The organism is Armatimonadota bacterium (assembly GCA_031459855.1).
GTDB lineage: Bacteria > Sysuimicrobiota > Sysuimicrobiia > Sysuimicrobiales > Humicultoraceae > Fervidifonticultor > Fervidifonticultor primus.
The window spans coordinates 2,332,001-2,354,912 of record JAVKHP010000001.1 but is presented as its reverse complement, the minus strand read 5'-3'; the positions used below and the strand labels follow the sequence as shown (position 1 = coordinate 2,354,912).

Sequence of the window (22,912 nt, the reverse complement as noted above, 5' to 3'; positions counted from 1 at the left end):
CCCGGGCCCGCGGGCCCGGGTCCACCGGCGTCGGGGCCGGCCGGCGGCTATTCGGCCAGGGCCGGCTCGCGCTTCCGCTCGAAGACGATGGTCTCGTCGCGGGCGTCGACGACCACGACGTCGCCGCGCCGGAACTGCCCGCGCAGCAACTCGTCGGACAGGGGATCCTCGATGAGCCGCTGAATGGCCCGGCGCAGCGGCCGCGCGCCGAACTTCGGATCGTAGCCTTCGCGCGCCAGCACTTCCTGCGCGGCCGGCGTCAGCTCCAGGTCCATGTTCTGGCCCCGCAGTTCGCGCCGCACGCGTTCCATCAGGATCCCCACGATGGCCTTGATCTGCTCGTGGGTGAGCGGCCGGAAGACGATGATCTCGTCCAGCCGGTTGAGGAACTCGGGCCGGAACGTCCGACGCAGCTCCTCCATGACCTGCTCCCGCATCCGCTCGTACTGTCGCTCGCGGTCGACGGTCTCGTCGTAGCCGGCGGCCCGGAAGCCGATGCCGACCTCCTTGTCGAGCTGCGGGGCACCGACGTTGCTCGTCATGATGATGACGCAGTTCTTGAAGTCCACCGTCCGGCCCTGGGCGTCGGTCAACCGCCCATCGTCCAGGATCTGGAGCAGCACGTTGAAGATCTCGGGGTGCGCTTTCTCGATCTCGTCGAAGAGCACCACCGAGAACGGCCGGCGGCGTACGGCCTCGGTGAGCTGCCCGCCCTCCTCGTAGCCCACGTAGCCGGGCGGCGAGCCCACGAGCCGCGAGACCGTGTGCCGCTCGCTGTACTCGGACATGTCGATGCGGACCAGGGCCCCTTCGTCGCCGAAGAGGAACTCCGCCAGGGCACGGGCCAGCTCGGTCTTGCCCACGCCGGTGGGGCCCAGGAAGATGAACGACCCGATGGGCCGCCGCGGATCCTTGAGCCCCGCCCGCGCGCGCCGCACGGCCTTGGCCACGGCCCGCACCGCCTCGTCCTGGCCCACGATGCGCTCGTGGAGGGCTTCCTCCATCCGCAGCAGCTTCTGCGTCTCCTCCTCCACCAGCCGCGTCACGGGAATCCCGGTCCACGACGAGACGATGTCGGCGATGTCCTCCGCCGTCACCACGGTGGGCTCACGGCCCTTCTCGCGCTTGAGGGAGCCCTGCAGCTCTTCCAGTTTCTGCCGCAGCACGCGCTCGCGGTCCCGGAGCTGCGCCGCGCGCTCGAAGTCCTGGGCCTTGCTGGCCTCCTCCTTCTCGCGGCGGGTGCGCTCCACCCGCTCCATGGCCTGGCGCACCTCCTGGGGCAGGAACGACGCCTGCAGCCGGATCTTGCTGGCCGCCTCGTCCATCAGGTCGATGGCCTTGTCGGGCAGGAACCGGTCGGAGATGTACTTGTCGGCCAGGGTGGCCGCCGCCACCAGGGCCTCGTCGCTGATGGTGACGCCGTGGTGGGCCTCGTACCGGTCGCGCAGGCCGCGGAGGATCTCGATGGTCTGTTCCACGGTGGGCTCGGCCACCAGGATCGGCTGGAAGCGACGCTCCAGGGCCGCATCGCGCTCGACGTACTTGCGGTACTCGTCCAGGGTGGTCGCGCCGATGCACTGCAGTTCGCCCCGGGCCAGCGCCGGCTTGAGGATGTTGCTGGCGTCGATGGCACCTTCGGCGGCGCCCGCCCCCACCAGCGTGTGGAGCTCGTCGACGAAGAGGATGACCTCACCCTGGGCCTTGCGGATCTCCTCCATGACCTTCTTCATGCGCTCTTCGAACTCGCCGCGGTACTTGGTGCCGGCGACCAGCGCCGCCAGGTCCAGCTGGACGACGCGCTTGTGGCGGAGGACCTCCGGCACGTCGCCGCGGACGATCCGCTGCGCCAGGCCCTCGGTGATGGCGGTCTTGCCCACCCCGGGCTCGCCGATCAGGGCCGGGTTGTTCTTGGTGCGTCGCGACAGCACCTGGATGACCCGCTCGATCTCGCGCTCCCGCCCGATCACCGGGTCGAGCTTCCCCTCGCGGGCCAGCTTGGTCAGGTCGCGGCCGAACTCGTCCAGGGTGGGGGTCTTGCTGGCCTGCTTGGCGTAGGACGTGGTCCCCTCCTCGCCCAGCAGGTAGACCACCTGGGCGCGGACGCGGTCCAGGTCCGCCCCCATGGCCTCCAGGACCCGGGCCGCGACGCCCTCACCTTCCCGGATCAGGCCCAGCAGCAGGTGTTCGGTACCGATGTAGTTGTGCCCGAGCCGCCGGGCCTCGTCGAGGGCCAGCTCCAGCACCTTCTTGGCCCGGGGTGTGAATGCCACTTCCTCGTGGGGCGAGCGCTCGCCGCGGCCGATGGCCCCCTCGATCTCGGCGCGCACCCGCTCGGGGCTGATGTTCAGGCTCTCGAGGACCTTGCTGGCGACCCCCTCACCCTCCCGGATGATCCCCAGCAGGATGTGCTCGGTCCCCACCGCGCTGTGGTTGAGGCGCTTGGCTTCTTCCTGCGCGAGGATGATCACGCGGCGCGCGCGTTCGGTGAACCGTTCAAACATCGGCACTGCACGCTCCTCTCTTGGGAGGGTGAGAGGAACCCCGCCTGTCGCCTGTCACGGATTCTGTCTGCTCCAACGGCACTCCTGCCTGTTTGGTTCCACGCCATGCGGGCAGGGACGTCCGTCCCTCCCTCACTTCATCTCTACGCGCCCCGTTCCAGCGGCATTCCCGGGCGCGCCCGGCACGGAGGGCGACGTCTACTGGTGAATGTACCCAACCGGCCCGCCGGCGGGACCGGGTGGGGTGTGGCCGTCCCGTCGGGACGGGCGCTAGCGCACGATGTCGAGGATCGTGTACGTCAGCGTGCCAGCCGGTACCCGAATGGTGACGGTCTCGCCCTTCTTCCGCCCCAGCAGTGCCTGCCCTACGGGCGACTCGTTGCTGATGCGGTCCGCCAGCGGGTCGGCCTCGGCGGACCCCACGATCGTGTAGGTCAGCTCGCCGCCGGCGGTCACGTCCTTGAGCCGCACGGTGGACCCCACCGAGACCACGTCGCTCGCCACGGCGGCGTCGTCGATGACGCGGGCGCTGCGCAGCATCTGCTCGATCTGCAGGATGCGCCCTTCGATGAACGCCTGCTCGTTCTTGGCGTCGTCGTACTCGGCGTTTTCCGCCAGGTCGCCGAACTCCTTGGCCTGCTTGATGCGTTCGGCCACTTCCTTGCGCCGGATGCCCTTGAGGCGTTCGAGTTCCTCCTCGAGTTTGCGCAGCCCCTCGCGGGTCAGGATCGTCTCCTTCTCGGCGTCGTTGGCCCTGGCGTGCTTCGGGTTCTTCATCACCGCAACCCGCCGATACAATGGACTCGACCGCCGGACGCACGCCCGGCGGTCGGGTGACGGCTGGCCTCAGCATACCAGCGGGGTGAGGGGGCGTCAAGCCGGTGTCCTGGCTCAGTAGCTCCGAAACACTTTCCTGCTGTCGCTGCTGGGTTTGCCAGCGGGTGACGTACCGGGCGCCGATGCCGCAGCTCCCACCGCATCCGTCCACCCTCACTCGGGGTAGAACTGACGGATCACCGCCAGCTTCTCGCGCCAGTCGGGCGTGACCGTCACCCACAGGTCCAGGTAGACCCTGCGGCCCAGCAGGGCTTCGATCTCGCGTCGCGCCGCGGTGCCGATCGCCTTGAGCATCTGGCCACCGCGGCCCACGACGATCTTCTTCTGCGACGGCTTCTCGACGTGGACCGTGGCCCGCACGTAGACCGTCTCGCGGTCGCGTTCGGCGAACTCCTCGATCTCCACGGCCACCGCGTGGGGCACCTCCTCGCGGGTGTGCCGGATGACCTGCTCGCGGATGAGCTCGCGGACCAGGAACTGCTCCGGCTGGTCGGTGAGCATGGCATCAGGATAGTAGGGCGGGCCTTCGGGCAGGCGCGCCACGATCGTGTCCACGAACTCCGCGACGCCCAGCCCCTGTTCCGCGGACAGCGGGCAGACCGCGACCGCCGGCACCAGGGCCCCGGCCTCGGCGGCCACGGCGTCGACGGCCGTCGGAGCTGCGGCGTCGATCTTGTTCACCACCAGCACCACCGGCCTCGTGACGCCCTGCAGCCGGGCGGCCACGACGCGATCGTCGTCGCGCAGGCCGGCCGCAGCGTCGACGACCCAGGCGATCAGGTCGACCTCGGTCAGGACGCGGCGGGCCTGCTCGACCATCCAGGCGCCCAGGCGGTGGCGCGGCGCGTGGATCCCCGGCGTGTCGACGAACACCACCTGGGCGTCGGGACGCGTGAGGATGCCGCGCAGCACCGTGCGGGTCGTCTGCGGCACCGGCGAGGTGATGGCCACCCGCGCGCCGACCACCCGGTTGAGCAGGGTGGACTTCCCCACGTTGGGACGACCCACCAGGGCCACGAACCCGGACCGGTGCGCCACGGCCTCCTCGTCCACCCCCGCGGCCTACGCGCCGCCAGCCCCGGGCAGCGGCGCCAGCCGCTCGACGCGCGCCTGGAAGCCCACGCGCCGCATCCACGCCAGGTAGTCCTCCGGGCGCAGGTCCTCCGGCCGGCGGCCCGCAGCCGCGACCAGCACGGCTTCGATCACGTTGGTGCCAAACGACCGGCCGCCCATCTCCGGCGTGGTCGTCACCAGCAGCGCCACCCCGCGCCGCCGCAGGTCCTCCACGTCGGCTGTGGTCACCGTGTTGGTCAGGACGACCTTGCCCGGCAGCGACGGGGGCATGTACCGCCTGATGAGGTGGAAGTCGCCGGCGATGATCTCGGCCCACCGGTATATGCCGCCGAACCGGGGCGTGCTGCGGTGCTGGCGAGCCCCCGTGGGGTAGAGCCACGTGAACGGCCCCCGCGTGAGCACCGGCAGGAGGACGGCGGCCAGCACCTGCACCGTGCGCAGCCCGCGCAGCGGGATCGGCAGGCCCAGCCCGAACATGAAGTCGCCGAAGATCACGTCGGCGCCGGCGTCGGTGAACGCCTCGGCCATGCCGTACCGATCCACTGACGAGACCAGCAGCACGCGTCGCCCGCGCAGCGGGGTGCCCAGGGCCTGGGGCAGCACCTCCTGGACGACGTGCCGCTCCCAGCTGTTCTTGATGCCCCAGCCGTCGACCACGGGCGTGCGCAGACCAGCCACCGCCCGGACCGCGTCCCGCACGGGATAGCGCCGGGCGCCGGCCACGAGGGCCAGGTCGATCCCCCCGAGCCCGATCGCGTCCACCCGCCCGTCGAGCGCGCGCAGCAACCGACACCAGGCCCGGTAGTCGCCGTCGGTGCCGATGCGTTCGATGATGAAGCGCTGGCCGAGCAGGGTCGTCTCGACGCGATGATCGCCCCGGCGAGAGCCGAGGCTGGCGCTGACCACGTGCCGCGGGCGGTCGGCGGGGCCTGCTGCCGGAGGTGGCGTCGCGGGCGTCTGGCAGGCGGGCGTTCCGGCCGCCTCGGGGATCATGCGCTGGGCTCGCGCTCCGCGCTGAGGGTCACCAGGTCGCCGACCAGCACGTGGCGGACCTCGCCCCCGGCGAGACGCACCCGCAGGGCGCCATCGGCCGCCACGCCGTCGCCGGTGCCCTCGACGATCGTCTCCGGCGTGCGGACGGTGACCCGTCGGCCCGCCAGGGCGTCGCGCCGGGCCCATGCGCCGGTCAGGTCCGTCCCCCTCTGCCACGCCTCGTACCAGGCGGCCAGGCGCTCCAGGAGGGCCAGCCGCAGGACCTCCAGGTCCACCGGACGGCTCGCTGCGACGGCCAGCGACGTGGCCGTGGCGCGGACCTCGAGGGGCAGTGCCTCCAGCGCAACGTTGGCGTTGATCCCGACCCCGATCACCAGCGCGTCGCCGCTGGCCTCCAGCAGGATACCTGCCACCTTGCGCCCTGCTACCAGCACGTCGTTTGGCCAGCGCACGCCCGCCGCCACCCCGGCGACCGTCTCCACGGCCTCTGCCACGGCGAGGGCTGCGGCCAGGCTCAGTAACGGCCAGCGCGACTGCGACGGAGGACGCAGCAGGACCGAGCACCACAGGCCGCCGTCCGGCGAGGCCCATGCGCGGCCCAGGCGCCCCCGCCCGTGCGTCTGCCGTGAAGCCACGACGACGGCGCCCTCAGGAAGGCCGGCGCGCGCCAGTCCCCAGGCCACGTCGTTGGTGGAGGTCACCTCCCAGATGCGCACCAGGGGGCGCCCCAACACCACGCGAGCAGTCCGCGCCCCGCCGGGCGCGCCGTGGGCCTCCTGCCCGCGCGCAGGGCGCTGTGCGTGCCCCGTCACGGGATCCGGCAGCCCCGCGTGCATCGCCTCACTCCGTCAGCCGGAGCTCGAGCACCTGGGTGCGCTCGAACGTCCACAGGCGCAGGTAGGCGCGCGCGACGTCGACGAGGACGTCCAGCGGCACCAGCCCGACGATCTCGCTCTCCGCCACAGCCACCCCGCGCCGGTCGGCCTCGAGACGCACCAGGTCGAACACCCGGTGCAGCGGTGTCCGGGTCGCATCCAGCACGTTGATGGACACCTGGGCCTGCCCCGACGCCGCCCGCACGCCCATCGCCTGCACGTGCACCAACCCGCCGCTCGACTCGCGCACGGCGCGGGCGATGGCGCGGGCAATCCCCACGTCGGCCGTGTGCAGGGTGATGTTGTAGGCCACCAGCGGCCGCCGGGCGCCGACGGCCACCGCGCCGGCCGTCGGGTGTGGTCGGGGATCGCCGACGTCAGGGCGCCAGGCGGGCTGCGCCATCTTCTCGGCCAGCCCCTCGAACTCGCCCCGGCGAATGTCTGGCAGGCGGACCCGGTGCGGCGCGGTCGCCGCCTCGGCGTAGAAGTACACGGGCACGCGCAGCGCCTGCCAGATCTCCTGACCCACCCGGCGGGCCAGCGCCACGCACTCCTCCATGGTCGTCTCGCCGATCGGGACGAACGGGATGACGTCCACGGCGCCGATCCGCGGGTGCTCGCCGCGGTGGACACGCAGGTCGATGTGCTCGACCGCAGCCCGGGCCAGGGCCAGCGCCGCCTGTCCGACGGCGTCGGCAGACCCCACCATGGTGACCACGCTGCGGTTGTGGCTGGGGTCGGAGTGCACGTGAAGCACCCGCACTCCCTCCACCGCGCGCACGGCCCGCACGATGGCGTCGACGACGTCCTGCCGCCGGCCCTCGCTGACGTTCGGCACGCACTCCACCACACGTCCGGGCACGCGCTCACGCTCCCCCAGTCTGCCGTGCGGATCGCCGGTGGCAGGTTCTCCATGACGCCACAGCCAACCTCTCCTCCCGGAACGCTCATGCCAGCGACGCGCGGCGCACGTCCCGACCGGTCGGCATCGCGCCGGCTCCGTCTGAGCCGGCTGCTCGCGCGGGTGCTCCGCCACAAGCCCGAGGACGTTGGGCTGACGCTCGATCCCGAGGGCTTCACCAGCCTCGAGGCACTGGCTCGGGCACTGGCGGCGCAACCGGGCTGGGAGACGCTCACCGCGGCCGACGTGGCCGCGGTGGCCGCTGCGGATCCCCGCCGGTACGAACTGCGCGACGGGCGCATCCGGGCGCGCTACGGCCACACGGTGCAGGTCGAGGCCCCCGGCGAGCCGGTGGTCCCGCCCGAGTGGCTCTACTACGGCGCGCCGCAGGACGCCCTCCCGGCGATCCGCAGCGAAGGGCTGCGGCCGGGGACGCGCCGCTACGTGCACCTGGCGACGACCCCCGGCGAGGCGGCCGCCGTGGCGCGCCGGCACGCGGAGGCCGTCGTCGTGGTGGCCGTGCGGGCGCGCCGGGCCCACGAGGCCGGTGCTGTCTTCTGGCGCGCCGGCCCCGGGCTCTACCTCACCCGCGCGCTGCCCGCCACCGTCCTGCTGGTGCCCGACGGAACCGGTTGGCAGCCGGCCGTGCCTCAAGCGTCGCCGGCGACGCCCGACCCCTCTTCGATCCGGGAGAAGTGGATCACCGACACCTCGTCGTCCAGCGACACGGGGCGGCCGTAGATCTTCGAGAGGAACTCCATGAGCTCTTCGTGCCGCCGGAGCTCGGGGTTGTCGCGCTCGATCTCCCGCGGCGTGACCTCCGCCAGGCGCTTCACCTCCACGCGGTCGATGATGGCGGGGAAGATCTTGCGCCGCGTGCCGAACCGGCGGCCCACCGTGACCCACACCACCTGCCCGTCCTGGTACTTGTCCGTCTTGTTGCCCAGGCGGATGGTCACGGTCTTGCGGCCCGTGCGCAACGCCTCGGCGAACAGCGACGAGTAGAAGTTCAACGCGAACATCGGCTCCTCCGCGTGGTCGGCGGTCAGTCTTTCAGGCGCGCGTCCACGTACGTCATGCGCACCGTGGCGGCGCCCCGGGTGGCCGTCGCCGTGGCCAGCGTGGTGCCGTCGTGGACCAGGGTCGCCGTCACCGTCCCGTAGTCGCGCATCTGGCTCAAGATCGCCTGGGTGGCCAGCGTCGCTTCCGCCTCGAGCAGGTCCCGCAGCTCCTTCTTGGGCTTCTCGGGCTTGAAGAGCACCGACGTGAACGTCACCGCCACGGTCTTCTTCTCCCGGTCGACGGTCACCGCACGGACCGTATTGGCACCGACGATGTTCTCCACCAGGTTCCTGGCCAGCACCTCGGGTTCGGGCGGCCGCCGCCGCGCCTCCTGCTGGCGGCGGTAGCTCAAGTCCCACACGTACATCCCGCCGGTCACCAGCACCGCCACCGCCACGTACACGGCGATGGGCACGATGTTGATCCCGGTCTTGCGCGCCAGGCTCTTGGATCGCACGCCCGTCACCTGCCACCTCCCGTGTCGACAAGAGACTATTCCACCGCCCGGGGAGCACCCCTGCCCGTCGTGCCGGTGCGCGTGGCGCACGCGTCGGTGCTCCGGGCTGGCCCGGCAGACCGCGCCATGGCCCTGGCGTGCGGGGCGCCCGGAGACCTCAGGGGGCGAACGTCAGTCCGGGGGCGCGCACCAGCGTCCCCCGGTAGAGGAAGTGCACCTGCCGCAGGGCCGCCTCGAGGTCGAACGGGGTGAGGGCCGACACGGCGTCCACCGGCACGACGACCCGGTAGCCGCGCAGCGCGGCGCTGCCGGCGGTGTGCAGCACGCAGATGTTGGCCACGGTGCCGCACACGACCACGGTCTGGACGCCGGCCAGCCGCAACTCGTGGTCCAGCGGGGTGCCGAAGAACCCGTCGTAGCGCAGTTTGCGAATCACCCGGTCCCCCGGCTGCGGGGCCAGGGCGTCCACGATCTGCCAGCCCCAGCTGCCTTCCAGGCAGTGCGGGCCCCAGATGGGGAACTCGGGATCCCCCTCCGCGTGGGTGTCCTGCGTGTAGAACACCCGGGCACCGGCGCTCCGGGCCCGGGCCAACAGCCCGGCGATGACCGGCACGGTGCGGGCGGCGTCGGGCACCACCAGGGCCCCGCCCGTCGACACGAAGTCGTTCTGCATGTCCACCACGACCAACGCCGCCGTCCCGGCGGATACGGTCACGGTGTCCTGGACGACGTACTCGGGCACCTCCACGGTCCGCGGCATGGTCGCGCTCACCTGCTGCTGTGGTTAGGTCGACGCTTCGGGCTTGGGCCGCAGCCGCGGCAGCGGCGCCTCGGGGCGGACCCGCGGCTCGACCGCAGGCTCGGGGGCGGGCTCCGCCGCCGGCGGCCCGGCGGCCGGCGGCTCCAGGGGCCTGCCCTCGAACAGGCGGGCCAGCTCGTCCGCTTCCAGGCTCTCGCGCTCGACGAGCGCCCGGGCGATGCGCTCCAGCGCGTCGCGGTGCCTGACGATGAGCTGGCGGGCCTGCTCGTAGCACTCGTCGATGATCCGGCGAATCTCCTTGTCGATCTCGTAGGCGATCTCCTCGCTGTAGTTGCGGCTCTCGACGAGGTCGCGGCCCAGGAACACCGGCCCGTGGCGCTTGCCCAGCGACAGGGGGCCCAGCTTGGTCGACATGCCGTACTCGGTGACCATCTTGCGGGCCAGCTCCGTCGCCTGTTCGAAGTCGTTCTGGGCGCCGGTGGTCACCTCGCCGAAGACGACCTCCTCGGCGACCCGGCCGCCCAGCCCCACGGTGATCCGCGCCAGGATCTCCTGCTTCGTGTAGGTGTACTTGTCCTCGGGCGGCGCGAACATCACGTACCCCAGCGACAGTCCCCGCGGGAGGATCGTCACCTTGTGGGGCGGGTCGGCACCGGGCACGACCTTGGCCAGCAGCGCGTGGCCGGCCTCGTGGTACGCGGTGAGCTCCCGCTCCTTGGGCGTGAGGATACGGCTGCGCCGCTGCGGGCCGGCGATCACCCGGTCGATGGCCTCGTCGAACTCGGCGGCCGTGATCTTCTTCTTGTTGCGCCGCGCGGCCAGCAGTGCGGCCTCGTTGACCATGTTGGCCAGATCGGCCCCCGAGAACCCCGGCGTGCGCTTGGCCAGCGCGTCGAGGTCGACGTCGCCGGCCAGGGGCTTGCCGCGGACGTGCACGTCGAGGATCGCCCGGCGGCCCTTGGTGTCCGGGTTGTCCACCACGATGCGCCGGTCGAACCGCCCGGGCCGCAGCAGCGCCGGGTCGAGGATGTCCGGCCGGTTGGTGGCGGCGATCACGATGATCCCCGCATTGGGGTCGAACCCGTCCATCTCGACCAGCAGCTGGTTGAGGGTCTGCTCGCGCTCGTCGTGTCCGCCGCCCAGCCCGGCGCCGCGCTGCCGCCCGACGGCATCGATCTCGTCGATGAAGACCAGGCACGGCGCGCTCTTCTTGGCCTGGTCGAACAGGTCCCGCACGCGCGACGCGCCCACCCCGACGAACATCTCCACGAACTCGGAGCCCGAGATCGAGAAGAACGGCACCCCGGCTTCGCCCGCCACGGCCTTGGCCAGGAGGGTCTTGCCCGAGCCGGGCGGTCCCACCAGCAGCACGCCCCGGGGGATCTTGGCGCCCAGCGCCTGGAACTTCTTCGGGTACTTGAGGAACTCGATGACCTCCTGGAGCTCCTCTTTGGCCTCGTCGACGCCCGCCACGTCGGCGAACGTCACCTTGGGCTTGCTGTCGGTGTGGAGGCGGGCGCGGCTCTTGCCGAACGCCATGGCCTGGTTGCTCCCCGACTGCGCCTGGCGGAGCATGAGCATCCACAGGCCGACCAGCAGCATGATGGGCAGCAGGGTCGAGAGCAGGCTGGGCCACAGGCTCGTCCGGGACCGGGGCTCGACCTTGATGGCCACGCCCTTGGCCTTGAGCAGCTCGAGGTACGAGGCGTCCCCCGGGGGGATGTAAGTCGTGAACTGCTGGCCGTTCCTCAGACGCCCGTTGACGGTGCCGTCGCCGATCTCGACCTGCACCACCTGCCCCGCCTGGACCTGCTCGACGAAGGCACTGTAGTCCATCACCTCCCGCGGGGCCCGCCGCCACAGCTGCAGCGCAAACGGAAAGGCCACCGCCAGGATCACGGCCCACACGATGAGGTTGCGCAGATACCGGTTGGTCACAGGCCCCCGATCCCCCGCGCGCCGTCGCGCGCTGTACTTCGATTATAGCATCTACCCCGCTCCCGTCCGGCGTCGGCGCCGCACGGGCTGGAGCACCACAGCCTGGGCGGTGCGGAGAGCCACGAGCCCCGGCAGATCGGCACGCTCCCCCGGGCGGCCGTCCAGCGTCATCTCCCGCACCCGTTCGATATGGACGAACGCCAGGCCGCGGATGTTCCCGCGCGCATCGCGTAGCGCCTGGTAGACGACCCGGCGCTGCAGCGCCGCGGGCAGCGCGCGCAACGCCTCGGCCGCGATCGCCACGCGCCCCCGCCGTCGCCGCACCGCCGTGCGCGCGGCACCGGCGGCCAGCGCGTCGAGCACCTGCGCGTCGTCGGCGGCCTGCTGTGCCAGGCGCCACAGCACGGCTTTCACGCCGGGGTTATACCCTGCGAGGACGGGTAGCAAGTCGTGCCGGATCCGGTTGCGCAGCGCGATCCGCGACCGATTGGTCGGATCGCGCCGCCAGGGCACCCCTTCGGCCTGCAGGTAGGCCAGCACCTCGTCCCGCCAGACGCCCAGCAACGGCCGCACCACCCAGAGGCCGTCGTGCGGGCGCCGGACGGGCATGCCCGCCAGCGGATCCGCGGCCCCGCGCAGGAGACGCAACAGCGCCGTCTCGACCTGGTCGTCCGCCGTGTGGGCCACCGCCAGGCGGCGCGCGCCGACCCGGCGGGCGATGCGCGCCAGGGCAGCGTACCGCAGTGTCCGTGCCGCTTCCTCCAGGGTCAGGCGCTGGCGGCGGGCCAGGCCCCGCACGTCGACACGCACCACCGACACCGGCACACCCCATACGCGGGCCATCCGCCGCACGAACGCCGCATGGGCGTCCGCGCGCCGGTGCAGCCCGTGGTGGACGTGCGCGACGTGCAGCCGCAAGTGGAACTCCGGTGCCAGGCGGCGGAGCACGTGGAGGAGCGCCATCGAGTCCGGGCCGCCGGAGACGCCGACGACCACGGTCTCACGGCCAGCCACCAGCCCGGCGCGCAGCGCGGCGCGCACACGCTGGGCGACACGATGCACCACCGCGCGGTCAGGCATCCCCGGTCGGGCGGGCGGACCGGCTCCTCGTGGAGTGCTGGCCCTCCGTGGTGGCGGCGGGGAGACTCGAACTCCCGACTCCGCGGGTATGAGCCGCGTGCTCTGACCAGCTGAGCTACGCCGCCACAGCGGATCCATTATAGCCGCGGGGCCGGCGCGGCGTCCACGTGCCCCGCCGGCACCACCCCCGGCGCCCACGCGGCCGGCGGCGGCGCTACGGACACGACGCGCCGCCGGGCGCCACCGTCAGTACCGGCTGGCTAGCGATCGGGCCCGTCCCCTAAGGCACCTCACCTGTGCGCGTCGGGAAAGCGGAGTCAGTTCCGAATGGTGATGCGCACCGGTCCGACCTCGGTCCCCCGCGTCTCACCACGCGCTCTGCCCAGGAAGGCGGCGTAGACGTCGTAGGCCCCGGGATCTACCTGCCGCCCCTGCAGGTCGCGCTGGTCCCACTGCCCCGCGAACGTTCGGACCTCACCGGGCGCCCACGAGACCTCGCGGATCACCTGCAGGAAGGCTTTGTCGTGCGACCACTGCCAGATCAGCGCGCCTCGCTGGCGCACGACGAGATCGAACTGCTGGCTGCTCGGGAAGACCAGCGTCACCGGCGTGGGGGCGCTGTTGACGACGCGCAGGACGATGCCCACAGGCTCGCCCCGCACGAACATCTCCTTCCCCACGGTCACCTGGAGGCGCAGATCCCCCACGGCACGCTCCGCCACCGGGGGGGTAGCCGCCAGCAGGATGGTCAGGACAACCGCTACCACGGCCCCTGGCATGCCTTCCCCTTCTCCTCTCCCCCCTGTCCCCTCCTACGACAGCCAACCGCCTCCAGGTTCCCGCGTGACCGTTCCCCGACAGCGCGCACGCCGTGGAAGCGCGAATCCCGCCTCATGAGATGGAAGCACGGAATCCCGCCTTCACGGGGCGGGATTCCGAACGACGTCGTGGATCCCGGGCTACCTGGCCCTGCACACCAGGCGTGCGCTGTTCAGCTTCCGGGATTCAGCGTCCACGCGCAGGTCTTCCCGCAGGCTCCGGCCAGCTCCTAGCGGCCGGCCGTCTGGAGCTGCGAGAGATCGCAGCGGATCTTCCCGGTGGCGATCTCCTCCAGGGCGATCGAGACCGGGTTGGTGGAGTCGATGTCGACGAGGGGCAGGGCGCCCTCCCGGAGCTGCATCGCACGCTTCGCCGCGACGATGACCAGGGCGTACTTGCTCTCGACCTGCTCCAGCAGTTCCTCCAGCGAGGGCTTGATCACTCCCACTCACCTCCGGCGAACACTCCCTGATTGTAGCAGGCCCGATTCGACCGTCAATCACCGCTCGCGGCCCCCGCGCGGCACGGATCTCTCCCCCGAGGGATCGCGGCTGCGCTCGATCGTGCGGCCCACCGCTGGCGCGGCTGCGCCCGTCTCGCTGCGGCCGAGGGGGGCAGGCTGCCACCGCGTTCCCGCACGCCGCAGCTGCGCGTGCGCTGCCCTCGTCACGTGGCGGCCGCGGGCGCGGGGCGCAGCTCAGAGCCAGGCCCGCACCCGCTCCAGGTCCACGTTCCCGCCCGAGAGAACGACCACGATGGGCCCGCCGTCGATCCGTACCCGTCCGGTGAGCAACGCCGCCAGCCCCGCGGCGCCCGCGGGCTCGACGAGCAGCTTGGCGCGCTCCAGCAGCAGGCGCATCGCGGCCACGATCTCGTCGTCGCGGACCTCCACCACCTCGTCGACCAGGCGGCGCACGATCTCCAGGGTGCGGGCACTCACGGCAGGCGCGCCCAGCCCGTCGGCGATGGAGGCGGGCGTCACCGCCACAGGCCGACCTGCGGCCAGGGCCAGTCGCATGGCGTTGGACGTCTCTGGCTCGACGCCCACGAGGCGCGCACGCACCCCGGCACCGCGCAGGGCCACGGCGATGCCGCTGATCAGCCCACCGCCTCCCACCGGCACCAGCACCAGGCGGGCGTCCGGGAGATCCTCGACGATCTCCAACCCCACGGTGCCCTGGCCCGCGATCACGTCCGGATGATCGAAGGGGTGCACGGGGACGAGGCCCTCGTCCCGCACGAGGGCCTCGTAGCGTGCGAAGGCGTCGGCGACCGTCCCGTGCAGGACCACCTCGGCGCCATACTCCCGACACGCCGCCACCTTGCTCTGGGCCGCGGCGGCAGGCATGACCACCACGCACCGCAGGCCCTCTGGCTGCGCGGCGTAGGCCACCGCCTGCGCGTGGTTACCCGCGGAGATGGTCACGATGCCCCGCGTCCGGGCGTCGGGCGGCAGCCGACGCACCGCGTTGGTCGCGCCCCGTGCCTTGAACGAGCCCGTTTTCTGGAGGTTCTCCGCCTTCAGCCAGACCGGCGCGCCCACGAGCCGCGACAGGGTCTCAGAGCGCCACAGCGGCGTGCGGTGCACACGGTCAGCGATCCGTGCGGCAGCAGCGCGCACGGCGTCGATGGTGACATCGCCGATCACGGGCTAGAACCAGGCCTCGAGCCGGCTGGTCTCGAACGCGCGCTTCTCGTCCACCGTGTGGGGACTGGGCTCGGCGATCTCGATGCGCGGCTCGGGCGCGGCGTAGAAGTCGCCGCGCACGGCCGTGGCCAGCCCGTCGCCCATCTCGATGAAGCAGTAGCCCCGCCCGTCGAAAGCAGCCTGGGGCCTGCCGCCGGCGAGCTCGTCGGCGATCGCATCCGCGGCGACGATGCCCTGCGCCTCGGCGAAAACACCGGCTTTGGGCAGCATCATGCCGTTGGCCAGGGGGAACTCGGCCACGTCACCGACGGCGAAGACGCGATCGGCCGGCAGCCGGCAGGTGCGCGGGTCGGGACGGATCCAGTCGCCGGCGGTGAGGCCCGCCGCCTTGACCACAGCCGGCCCGCGGTGCGGGGGCACGCCGATGAACACGTCGTACTGCCGGCGTTCGCCACCCTCGAAGACGACCGTCTGCCCCTCCACGCCGGCCGTACGGCGCCCGGGCAGGAAGGCAATCCCCTTGGCCGCCAGCTGCCCTTCCACCGCGGCGCAGGCTGCCGGTCCTGCCACCGGCAACGAGGAGGGCTGCGGGGTGAAGACCTCGAGGTCCACGCGGCCGCGGACCCCGTGGCGCCGCAACACCTCTTCGATGAGGAACGCCGCCTCGTAGGGCGCGGGCGGGCACTTGTACGGCACCCCGAGGATGCCGATGCCAATGCGCCCCGCCTCCAGCGAGGCGATCCGCGCGGCGATCGCCTCGGCCTGCTCGGGGTCGTACAGGTTCGAGCCCGCCGGATCGTAGCCGGGAACCAGATCGGGCCGCAGCTCGGCACCCAGCGCCACCACCAGGGCGTCGTAGGACCACGCTCCCGACGTGCGGGTGCGGACCGTCCGGCGCTCGAGGTCGATCGCGGTCACCTCGTCCTGGACGTACCGGATGCCTCTGGCGGCCAACCGTGTCAGCGGCCGCGTGCCCTCGGCCCGGGTGCCCTTGCCGGCGAGCACCGTCAGGATACGCAATCCCATCATGAAGGTGTTCCGGCGGTCGATCAGCGTGACCTCGGCGTCGTCGCCGAGCCGCGTACGCAACCGGTGCACCGCCGCCAGTCCGCCAAAGCCGCCGCCCAGTACCACACAGCGCGCCATTGCCATCGCACAGCCTCCGTGAGCAGGTCGTGTTCTATGTTAGCAGGTTACACGGGGTGCCGATATCGCCCGCAGCCCGTCTTCGACGCTGCGCCCACGGGCCACCGCCCCGCGCTCAAGGCAGCGCGAAGACAGCAAGCAGCTGCAGCGCCTCGAGGAGCCGATGGCCCACGCCCACCCGTGGCACGCGCCCACCCGAAAAGCGGGGCGGACGCTCGCCACGACGACGGACGCGATAAGAAGGCTTGCGGGCAGCCAGGGGCCCGACGTCCGGGACTACCCGGCCCAGGCGCACCGTCACCAGGACGGGCGCGACAGGAAGGCTGGCGGGGACCGCGGAACGACCCCTCCAACGTACCGCCCGGAGGGCGCCCGTGACCTTACGCGCGATCCTGCACCGGTCTGCCAGGCTTCCCCTCGCCGGCGCGTGCCGTCGTGTGTTGCGCATCGGCGTGCTGGTCGTCGCCGCAACCACCGCCACCGGCTGCTTGGGTCTGGCACCCGTGCGCCCTGACGTCCCGCCGGAGCGGTTTCGGGAACGCACCATCGTGATCGTGGTCGACGGCACGCCGGGGCTACCCTTCGAAGGCTCGTACGGCACGCCGGCGGTCACCCAAGCGGCTCGCGGCCACGTGCCCGCGCAGTTCCACATGCGGTCGGCGGTTGCGGTGGTGGCCACGTTCACCAAGGCGACCGCCGAGGGGGAGTTGATCGTGCGCCTTGTGGTGGACGGACAGGAAGTGGCACGGCGGCAGACCTCACAGCCGTTTGGCACCGTGATGGTCTCACGGGTGCTCTCCCGCTGACGGGGCCGCCCCGGGACGCACGATCGCTGGCCTCAGCCGGCTCGACGAGCGACAACGACGCTCCGGGATGGAGCCCTCGTCCGTCCTGTGCGCTGCCCTCGTGCTATCAGGCATCGCCCGACCAGCGCACGAGACCGTACCCGCCCCGGTGCCAGACCACGCGCGTCCCGAAGGGCCGACACAGACGGTCCATGCGCGCGAGGATGGCGCGCGCCGCCGGACCGCGGGCGAGCACGGGGCGGCCGCGGCGTGGACGCGGCTGCCCGAACCCCAGCGTAACCGGGTAGAGCCGAATCTCCCGCAGCCGTCCGGCCTCCGCCTCCCACCAGGCGATCACGGTCTCCCAGTACGCGCGGTCGGCGGCGAACCCGCCCTTCCCGCGACTGTTCCGCCGGTCGAAGCCATCGGCCGGCGTGGCCAGCAGCGGGTCGAGGCCGAGACGCTCGTAGAAATCGGCGGGCAACCCCTGAGCTTCCTCGTTCTGAAAAATGAAGTTGCCCAGACTGTAGAAGATCGGGCGTCCCCGGTACACCTCGATCCCGCGCAGCCGGTGTGGCCCGTGCCCGATCACCGCGTCGCAGCCGGCCTCGATGCACAGCCGACAAAACTCACGGTGGAACGCCGGCACCGCATCGGGATCGCCGCCGCCCATCTCGTGCGCGTGGAACGACAGCAGCACGGCATCCGCCTGGCGGCGGGCGTCGCGCACGTGCCGCAGGATCTCGTCGACGTCCCGCTGGTTGACCTCCCAGGCCTCGCCGGCGCGGCGCCCCTCGCGGAACTTCACCGGCCCGATCGAGAGCACGCCCTCGGGGTCGGGCGCCCGAAAGCCCAGGGCGACTTCGTAGCGGCGGACCTGGTCGACCTTGGTGCGCGCCACCAGGGCCCGCAGCTGCGCCATCGTCCGGGGTGGGACCACGGTGTACTCCTCGTACCGCAGACAGTTGGCGCCGGGACGTCCGGGACTGTCATGGCGTCGCAGGCCAGCCCGGTAGCCGGCGCCCTGCGTGGCCGTCGCCACCGCCAGCAGCGCCACCTTGCCCGCCGGCAGGTCGAGGTAGGCGGGCAGGCGCGCCTCGGCCAGGTCACGGCCAGCGCCCGCGTGGCAGACGCCCGCGGCATCGCACACCCGGGTGGTCTCCAGCACCCCGTCCGGTCCCCAGTCGCCCGCGTGGTTGTTGGCCCGGGCGAACAGGTTGAAGCCCATGGCCACCAGGTCGTCCAGGCAGCCTGCGGGCGCCGTGAGATAGGTGCCGCTCCAGCCCGCGGCCGGCGCCCCCACGCCGTTGGCGAACGAGACCTCCAGGTTGGCGAGGCGCGCATCGGCGGAACGCAGCACGGCCAGGAGGGCGTCGTACCCTGCCCCGGCCCAGCGCGTCACCCGCCGGGTGATCAGCGCGTCGCCCACCGCCGCGTACCGCATCGGGACGTCCCTCCGCTGTGATCAGCCGTATCCGACGACAGCCGCTCTGCACGCCTGCACCCGACACCGCAACCGACGGGCGGCCAAATCGCTCCCCCCGCACGCCATGCACGCTGCGACGGTCCCCAGGGCGGCACGCCCGGTTCATCCCTCACGAGATGCCCGAAGCCCACGCTCCCCGGGCCGTCCGCACGGGTCCCCGGTCGGCCGCAGCGCGAGGACGCCGGCGGTGTTCGGGCGACCGCTACCTGCGTACGCGGCAGCGTCCCCGGCCAGAAAGACGTCGAGGGGAGGCGTGCGCCTCCCCTCGACGTTGACTCCCGGCAGCGACCTACTCTCCCGCGCCGTTGCCAGCGCAGTACCATCGGCCCTGGAGGGCTTAACGACCGTGTTCGGAATGGGAACGGGTGTGGCCCCTCCGGCATAGCCACCGGGAATGCACGGCGACCCCCGTGGGCCGCCCGCTGGCTGTGCACCGGTCTGAGAGTCGGACTACTGCACCCTCACAGGGTAGGCTCTCGATCGACGAGCCCCCAGACCGGCCACACATCCACCATACCGGCGCGTTGCAGGCTCCGCACAGCTGCCCCTAGAGCAGGACAAGCCCTCGTCCTATTAGTACCGCTAGGCTACGCCTTACGGCTTTACACCTGCGGCCTATCGACCTGGTAGTCTCCCAGGGGACTTACCCGGTTAACCCGGTGGGTGACCTCATCTTGGGGTGGGCTTCGCGCTTAGATGCTTTCAGCGCTTATCCCGTCCGGACATGGCTACCCGGCACGTGCCCTTGGCAGGACAACCGGTACACCAGAGGTCCGTCCACTCCGGTCCTCTCGTACTAGGAGCAGCTCCCCTCAAGTCACCTGCGCCCACAGTGGATAGGGACCGAACTGTCTCACGCGTGTTCACCCTCTGTTTCCAGAGGCACAGACTATAGCTCCATCCTTCGGAAGGATCGAAGGAGCCGGCGTCTGATGAGTGTCACAGTTTCGCCACACGGCACGACACCCATCTCAGGCCTTGTAGCCTTCAGTCGTTACGGGGAATCGGGAGCTTGTACCGCAGTTCCGGCAGCACGTAGGGCTCAATGAGTCGGACGAGCTTTGTCGCCTCAGCCACGGGCACGTACAGGCGCAGCCCGCGTCCGATCCCGCTGCGGTGAATGCGCACGCGCAGGTCGAAATTCTGCGCTAGCGTTGCCACCAGTCGCACGAGATCAGCCGCGCCGAAGCATTGTGTCTCGAACAGCATGGAGCCCTGCCGCCGATCGCACGTGCCATCGTCCATGAACCAGACGGCCAGCGCCTTGGGGTGGACCAACAGCTCCCCGATAGTCGCCGGAACGATCTTGCGGCCATGTCGATAGAACAACCGCCGCAACTCCGCTAGGTATGGATGGCACCGCGTCACAAACCGCCAGAACGGGTAGCCCGCGTTGTCGTGACCATGCACTGGCGACGGCCGAAGTGCTCTCAGCTCCCGGTGTTTCCACTCCACATACGCTCGCAGGCGTACCGAGTGGTTTACCTGGAGACGCACACCGCGCCCGTGCACCTCCAAATGGCCATCACCAAGGACGATCCCGATCAACGCGTCCTTCATCTGGCTCCCGACTCTTCCCTCGGTATTGCCCTGCGTGGTGTTCGGAGGCCACGCGAGGGTTCCACCGATATCAGCCGGAGAGCACCCTGGGATCGCTCCCAGGGGACGCAGTGTGTCCTACGTTCTGAACCCAGCTCACGTACCGCTTTAATGGGCGAACAGCCCAACCCTTGGGACCTACTACAGCCCCAGGATGCGATGAGCCGACATCGAGGTGCCAAACCTCCCCGTCGATGTGGACTCTTGGGGGAGATCAGCCTGTTATCCCCGGGGTAGCTTTTATCCGTTAAGCCACGGCGCTTCCACTTGCCGCCGTAGGATCACTAGGCCCGGCTTTCGCCCCTGCTCGGCTTGTAGGCCTCACAGTCAAGCCCCCTTATGCCCTTGCACTCGCCGCACGGTTTCCAACCGTGCTGAGGGGACCTTTGGGCGCCTCCGTTACCGTTTAGGAGGCGACCGCCCCAGTCAAACTGCCCACCTGCCACTGTCTCGACACCCGCTGAGGATGCCGGTTAGGACTTAATCTTGCCAAGGGTGGTATTCCAAGGGCGGCTCCACGGGAGCTGGCGCCCCCGCTTCTCTGCCTCCCACCTATCCTCTACATGGTAAGACCAAATCCAATGGCAAGCTGCAGTAAAGCTCCACGGGGTCTTTCCGTCCAGCTGCGGGTAACCCGTGTCTTCACGGGTCTCACAACTTCGCCGAGTCCCTCGTCGAGACAGCGCTCAGCTCGTTACGCCATTCGTGCAGGTCGGAACTTACCCGACAAGGAATTTCGCTACCTTAGGACCGTTATAGTTACGGCCGCCGTTCACCGGGGCTTCGGTTCAGGGCGTCGCCGGGGCGAACCCCAGCTAACCCGTCCCCTTAACCTTCCGGCACTGGGCAGGCGTCAGCCCCTATACGTCGCCTTGCGGCTTCGCAGAGACCTGTGTTTTTGTTAAACAGTCGGCTGAGCCGATTCACTGCGGCCTCCTCGCGCAGCCGGCGCAGGCCGGCAACGCTCGAAGGCACCCCTTCTCCCGAGGTTACGGGGTCAACTTGCCGAGTTCCTTGACGAGGGTTCTCTCGCGCGCCTTGGCACTCTACGTGCCCGGCCACCTGTGTCGGTTTCCGGTACGGGCGCGGGCATCCTGGCCACGAGGCTTTTCTTGGCAGCGTGGGCTCAGCCACTTCGCTCGCGGTTGCCCTTGAGCTCGCGTTCGCATCTCGGCGTTGTACGAGGCACCGGATTTGCCTGGCGCCTCCGCCTACCTGCTTAGCCCGGGACGACCATCACCCGGTAGGCCTACCCTTCTGCGTCCCCCCTTGGCTCGTCACGGATGCGCCGCGGGGCCGGAATGTCGACCGGCTGTCCATCGGCTACGCCTTTCGGCCTCGCCTTAGGGCCCGCCTAACCTTACGCGGACGAACCTTCCGTAAGAACCCTTGGCCTTACGGCGGGCAGGATTCTCACCTGCCTTTTCGCTACTCATGCCGGCATTCGCACTTCCGCATCGTCCAGCGGTCCTCACGGTCCGCCTTCAGCCTACTGCGGAACGCTCCCCTACCACCCCGCGCAGGACGACACCACGCGCGGGATCCGCAGCTTCGGTGGATGGCTTGAGCCCCGTTGGATTTTCGGCGCAGCACCACTCGACCAGTGAGCTATTACGCACTCTTTAAAGGATGGCTGCTTCTAAGCCAACCTCCTGGCTGTCTTAGCGATGCCACTTCCTTTCCCACTTAGCCATCACTTGGGGACCTTAGCTGGCGGTCTGGGTTGTTCCCCTCTTGACGATGAAGCTTATCCCCCACCGTCTCACTCCCGACGACCACACGACGGCATTCGGAGTTTGGTTGGGTTCGGCACGGGTCCTCCCGCCCTAGCCCATCCAGTGCTCTACCACCGCCGTGCTGCGCTCGGGGCTGCACCTCAATGCATTTCGGGGAGAACCAGCTATCTCCGGGTTCGATTGGCATATCACCCCTACCCACAGCTCATCCCATGGTTTTTCAACACCAACGGGTTCGGGCCTCCACGCGGGGTTAGCCGCGTTTCACCCTGGCCATGGGTAGCTCACCCGGTTTCGGGTCTGCAACGTGCGACTGCCGCGCGTGCGGCTTCCCATCCGGGAACGGCGCCCTGTTCAGACTCGGTTTCCCTCCGCCTCCGGGATACGCTCCCTTAAGCTCGCCACACGTTGCAACTCACCGGCTCATTCTTCAATAGGCATGCCGTCAGGCGTTCCGGTCCGAAGACCGGCATAGCCCTCCGACTGTTTGTAGGCACACGGTTTCAGGTTCTATTTCACTCCCCTCCCGGGGTTCTTTTCACCTTTCCCTCACGGTACTCGTGCACTATCGGTCGCCAAGGGTATTTAGCCTTGGAAGGTGGTCCTCCCGGCTTCCCACGGGGTTCCACGTGTCCCGTGGTACTCAGGAACACCGCCCAGGAAGTCCACACGCTTTCGCCTACGGGGCTGTCACCCGCTGTGGCCGGCCGTTCCAGGACCGTTCGGCTAGCGTGCGGATTGGTCACTTCCCGACGGGATCGCGGTCCCGTCCGACGATGTCCTGCAACCCCTCGAGCGCAACGCCCGCGAGCTTGGCACGCCCGAGGTTTGGGCTCCTCCCCTTTCGCTCGCCACTACTCAGGGAATCTCGGTTGATTTCTGTTCCTCCGGGTACTGAGATGTTTCAGTTCCCCGACTGGCTCTCCCGTGCCTATGGATTCAGCACGGGATGACGCGGCATGACCCGCGCCGGGTTGCCCCATTCGGAGACGGCCGGATCGAAGGTTGCTTGGCACCTCCCCGACCCTTTCGCCGCCGGCAGCGTCCTTCATCAGCCCTTGGCGCCAAGGCATCCGCCGTGTGCCCGTAGTAGCTTGAGACCCGCCCTAGGAGCAGCTGTTCAGAGCCTGACAACACATCACCATCCCGCCGATCGGCTCGATCCGCGGGCAGTGACGTCTTCCGTTTGCACTTGTCAAGGTGCGCCCCGCCGCC

18 protein-coding genes, 1 tRNA gene and 2 rRNA genes are annotated in these 22,912 nt (G+C 70.4%); 2 read left to right on the top strand and 19 right to left on the bottom strand.

Translation table 11 applies throughout. The features are described from left to right. Positions 1–47: 47 nt before the first annotated feature. The 6 genes from QN157_10775 to ftcD all read right to left on the bottom strand — a co-directional run bounded on the left by QN157_10775 (position 48) and on the right by ftcD (position 7,142). Complete coding sequence (locus QN157_10775; protein MDR7556077.1) at positions 48–2,501, bottom strand: ATP-dependent Clp protease ATP-binding subunit; 2,454 nt, start codon at positions 2,499–2,501, stop codon at positions 48–50. Positions 2,502–2,771: 270 nt separating this feature from the next. Then, on the bottom strand, positions 2,772–3,278 hold the full coding sequence (gene greA / locus QN157_10770; protein ID MDR7556076.1) for a transcription elongation factor GreA: 507 nt from the start codon (positions 3,276–3,278) through the stop codon (positions 2,772–2,774). Positions 3,279–3,491: 213 nt separating this feature from the next. Continuing rightward, the gene (gene era / locus QN157_10765; GenBank protein ID MDR7556075.1) at positions 3,492–4,376 is read right to left on the bottom strand and encodes a GTPase Era; all 885 of its coding nucleotides are present in this window, start codon (positions 4,374–4,376) and stop codon (positions 3,492–3,494) included. A gap of 24 nt (positions 4,377–4,400) precedes the next feature. Next, complete coding sequence (locus QN157_10760) at positions 4,401–5,405, bottom strand: quinate 5-dehydrogenase (GenBank protein MDR7556074.1); 1,005 nt, start codon at positions 5,403–5,405, stop codon at positions 4,401–4,403. Next, a complete protein-coding gene (locus QN157_10755; protein MDR7556073.1) occupies positions 5,402–6,241 on the bottom strand; it encodes a biotin--[acetyl-CoA-carboxylase] ligase in 840 nt (279 codons plus the stop codon). Before QN157_10755 ends, QN157_10760 begins: the two co-directional genes overlap by 4 nt. A 4-nt stretch (positions 6,242–6,245) precedes the next feature. Beyond that, positions 6,246–7,142 carry a glutamate formimidoyltransferase gene (gene ftcD, locus QN157_10750; GenBank protein ID MDR7556072.1) on the bottom strand — a complete coding sequence of 299 codons (897 nt, stop codon included), beginning with the start codon at positions 7,140–7,142 and terminating at the stop codon, positions 6,246–6,248. An 87-nt stretch (positions 7,143–7,229) separates the two neighbouring features. Here ftcD and QN157_10745 point away from each other — a divergent pair, with 87 nt between their 5' ends. Further along, positions 7,230–7,922 carry an RNA 2'-phosphotransferase gene (locus QN157_10745; GenBank protein MDR7556071.1) on the top strand — a complete coding sequence of 231 codons (693 nt, stop codon included), beginning with the start codon at positions 7,230–7,232 and terminating at the stop codon, positions 7,920–7,922. Here the strand turns inward: QN157_10745 and QN157_10740 are convergent. The 10 genes from QN157_10740 to QN157_10695 all read right to left on the bottom strand — a co-directional run bounded on the left by QN157_10740 (position 7,832) and on the right by QN157_10695 (position 16,097). Continuing rightward, the gene (locus QN157_10740) at positions 7,832–8,203 is read right to left on the bottom strand and encodes an ASCH domain-containing protein (protein ID MDR7556070.1); all 372 of its coding nucleotides are present in this window, start codon (positions 8,201–8,203) and stop codon (positions 7,832–7,834) included. The two genes, QN157_10745 and QN157_10740, sit on opposite strands and share 91 nt — an antisense overlap. 23 nt (positions 8,204–8,226) lie before the next feature. After that, positions 8,227–8,709 (bottom strand): hypothetical protein, encoded by a 483-nt coding sequence (locus tag QN157_10735; protein ID MDR7556069.1) that lies wholly within the window; start codon positions 8,707–8,709, stop codon positions 8,227–8,229. Between the two features lie 148 nt (positions 8,710–8,857). Further along, complete coding sequence (locus QN157_10730) at positions 8,858–9,460, bottom strand: isochorismatase family cysteine hydrolase (protein ID MDR7556068.1); 603 nt, start codon at positions 9,458–9,460, stop codon at positions 8,858–8,860. 24 nt (positions 9,461–9,484) lie between these two features. Then, entirely contained in the window at positions 9,485–11,398 is a 1,914-nt protein-coding gene (gene ftsH / locus QN157_10725) for an ATP-dependent zinc metalloprotease FtsH (GenBank protein ID MDR7556067.1), read from the bottom strand. Between the two features lie 51 nt (positions 11,399–11,449). After that, positions 11,450–12,478 (bottom strand): tRNA lysidine(34) synthetase TilS, encoded by a 1,029-nt coding sequence (gene tilS / locus QN157_10720; GenBank protein ID MDR7556066.1) that lies wholly within the window; start codon positions 12,476–12,478, stop codon positions 11,450–11,452. Between the two features lie 48 nt (positions 12,479–12,526). Beyond that, positions 12,527–12,603: transfer RNA gene (locus tag QN157_10715), tRNA-Met, on the bottom strand. Between the two features lie 192 nt (positions 12,604–12,795). Beyond that, on the bottom strand, positions 12,796–13,257 hold the full coding sequence (locus QN157_10710; protein ID MDR7556065.1) for a BsuPI-related putative proteinase inhibitor: 462 nt from the start codon (positions 13,255–13,257) through the stop codon (positions 12,796–12,798). Positions 13,258–13,526: 269 nt separating this feature from the next. Then, entirely contained in the window at positions 13,527–13,739 is a 213-nt protein-coding gene (gene rpoZ, locus QN157_10705) for a DNA-directed RNA polymerase subunit omega (GenBank protein MDR7556064.1), read from the bottom strand. Positions 13,740–13,994: 255 nt separating this feature from the next. Further along, complete coding sequence (locus QN157_10700) at positions 13,995–14,945, bottom strand: threonine/serine dehydratase (protein MDR7556063.1); 951 nt, start codon at positions 14,943–14,945, stop codon at positions 13,995–13,997. Between the two features lie 3 nt (positions 14,946–14,948). Then, complete coding sequence (locus QN157_10695; protein ID MDR7556062.1) at positions 14,949–16,097, bottom strand: FAD/NAD(P)-binding oxidoreductase; 1,149 nt, start codon at positions 16,095–16,097, stop codon at positions 14,949–14,951. Positions 16,098–16,465: 368 nt separating this feature from the next. On the opposite strand from QN157_10695, the gene QN157_10690 reads away from it, so the two are divergent. Further along, a complete protein-coding gene (locus QN157_10690) occupies positions 16,466–16,897 on the top strand; it encodes a hypothetical protein (protein MDR7556061.1) in 432 nt (143 codons plus the stop codon). A 106-nt stretch (positions 16,898–17,003) separates the two neighbouring features. Here QN157_10690 and QN157_10685 read toward each other — a convergent pair whose 3' ends face one another. From QN157_10685 to QN157_10675, 3 genes are all read right to left on the bottom strand, one after another. Next, a complete protein-coding gene (locus QN157_10685; GenBank protein ID MDR7556060.1) occupies positions 17,004–18,320 on the bottom strand; it encodes a CapA family protein in 1,317 nt (438 codons plus the stop codon). A gap of 318 nt (positions 18,321–18,638) precedes the next feature. Next, a 5S ribosomal RNA gene (rrf, locus tag QN157_10680) occupies positions 18,639–18,755 on the bottom strand. 160 nt (positions 18,756–18,915) lie between these two features. Continuing rightward, positions 18,916–22,797 (bottom strand): 23S ribosomal RNA (locus QN157_10675). Positions 22,798–22,912 lie beyond the last annotated feature (115 nt).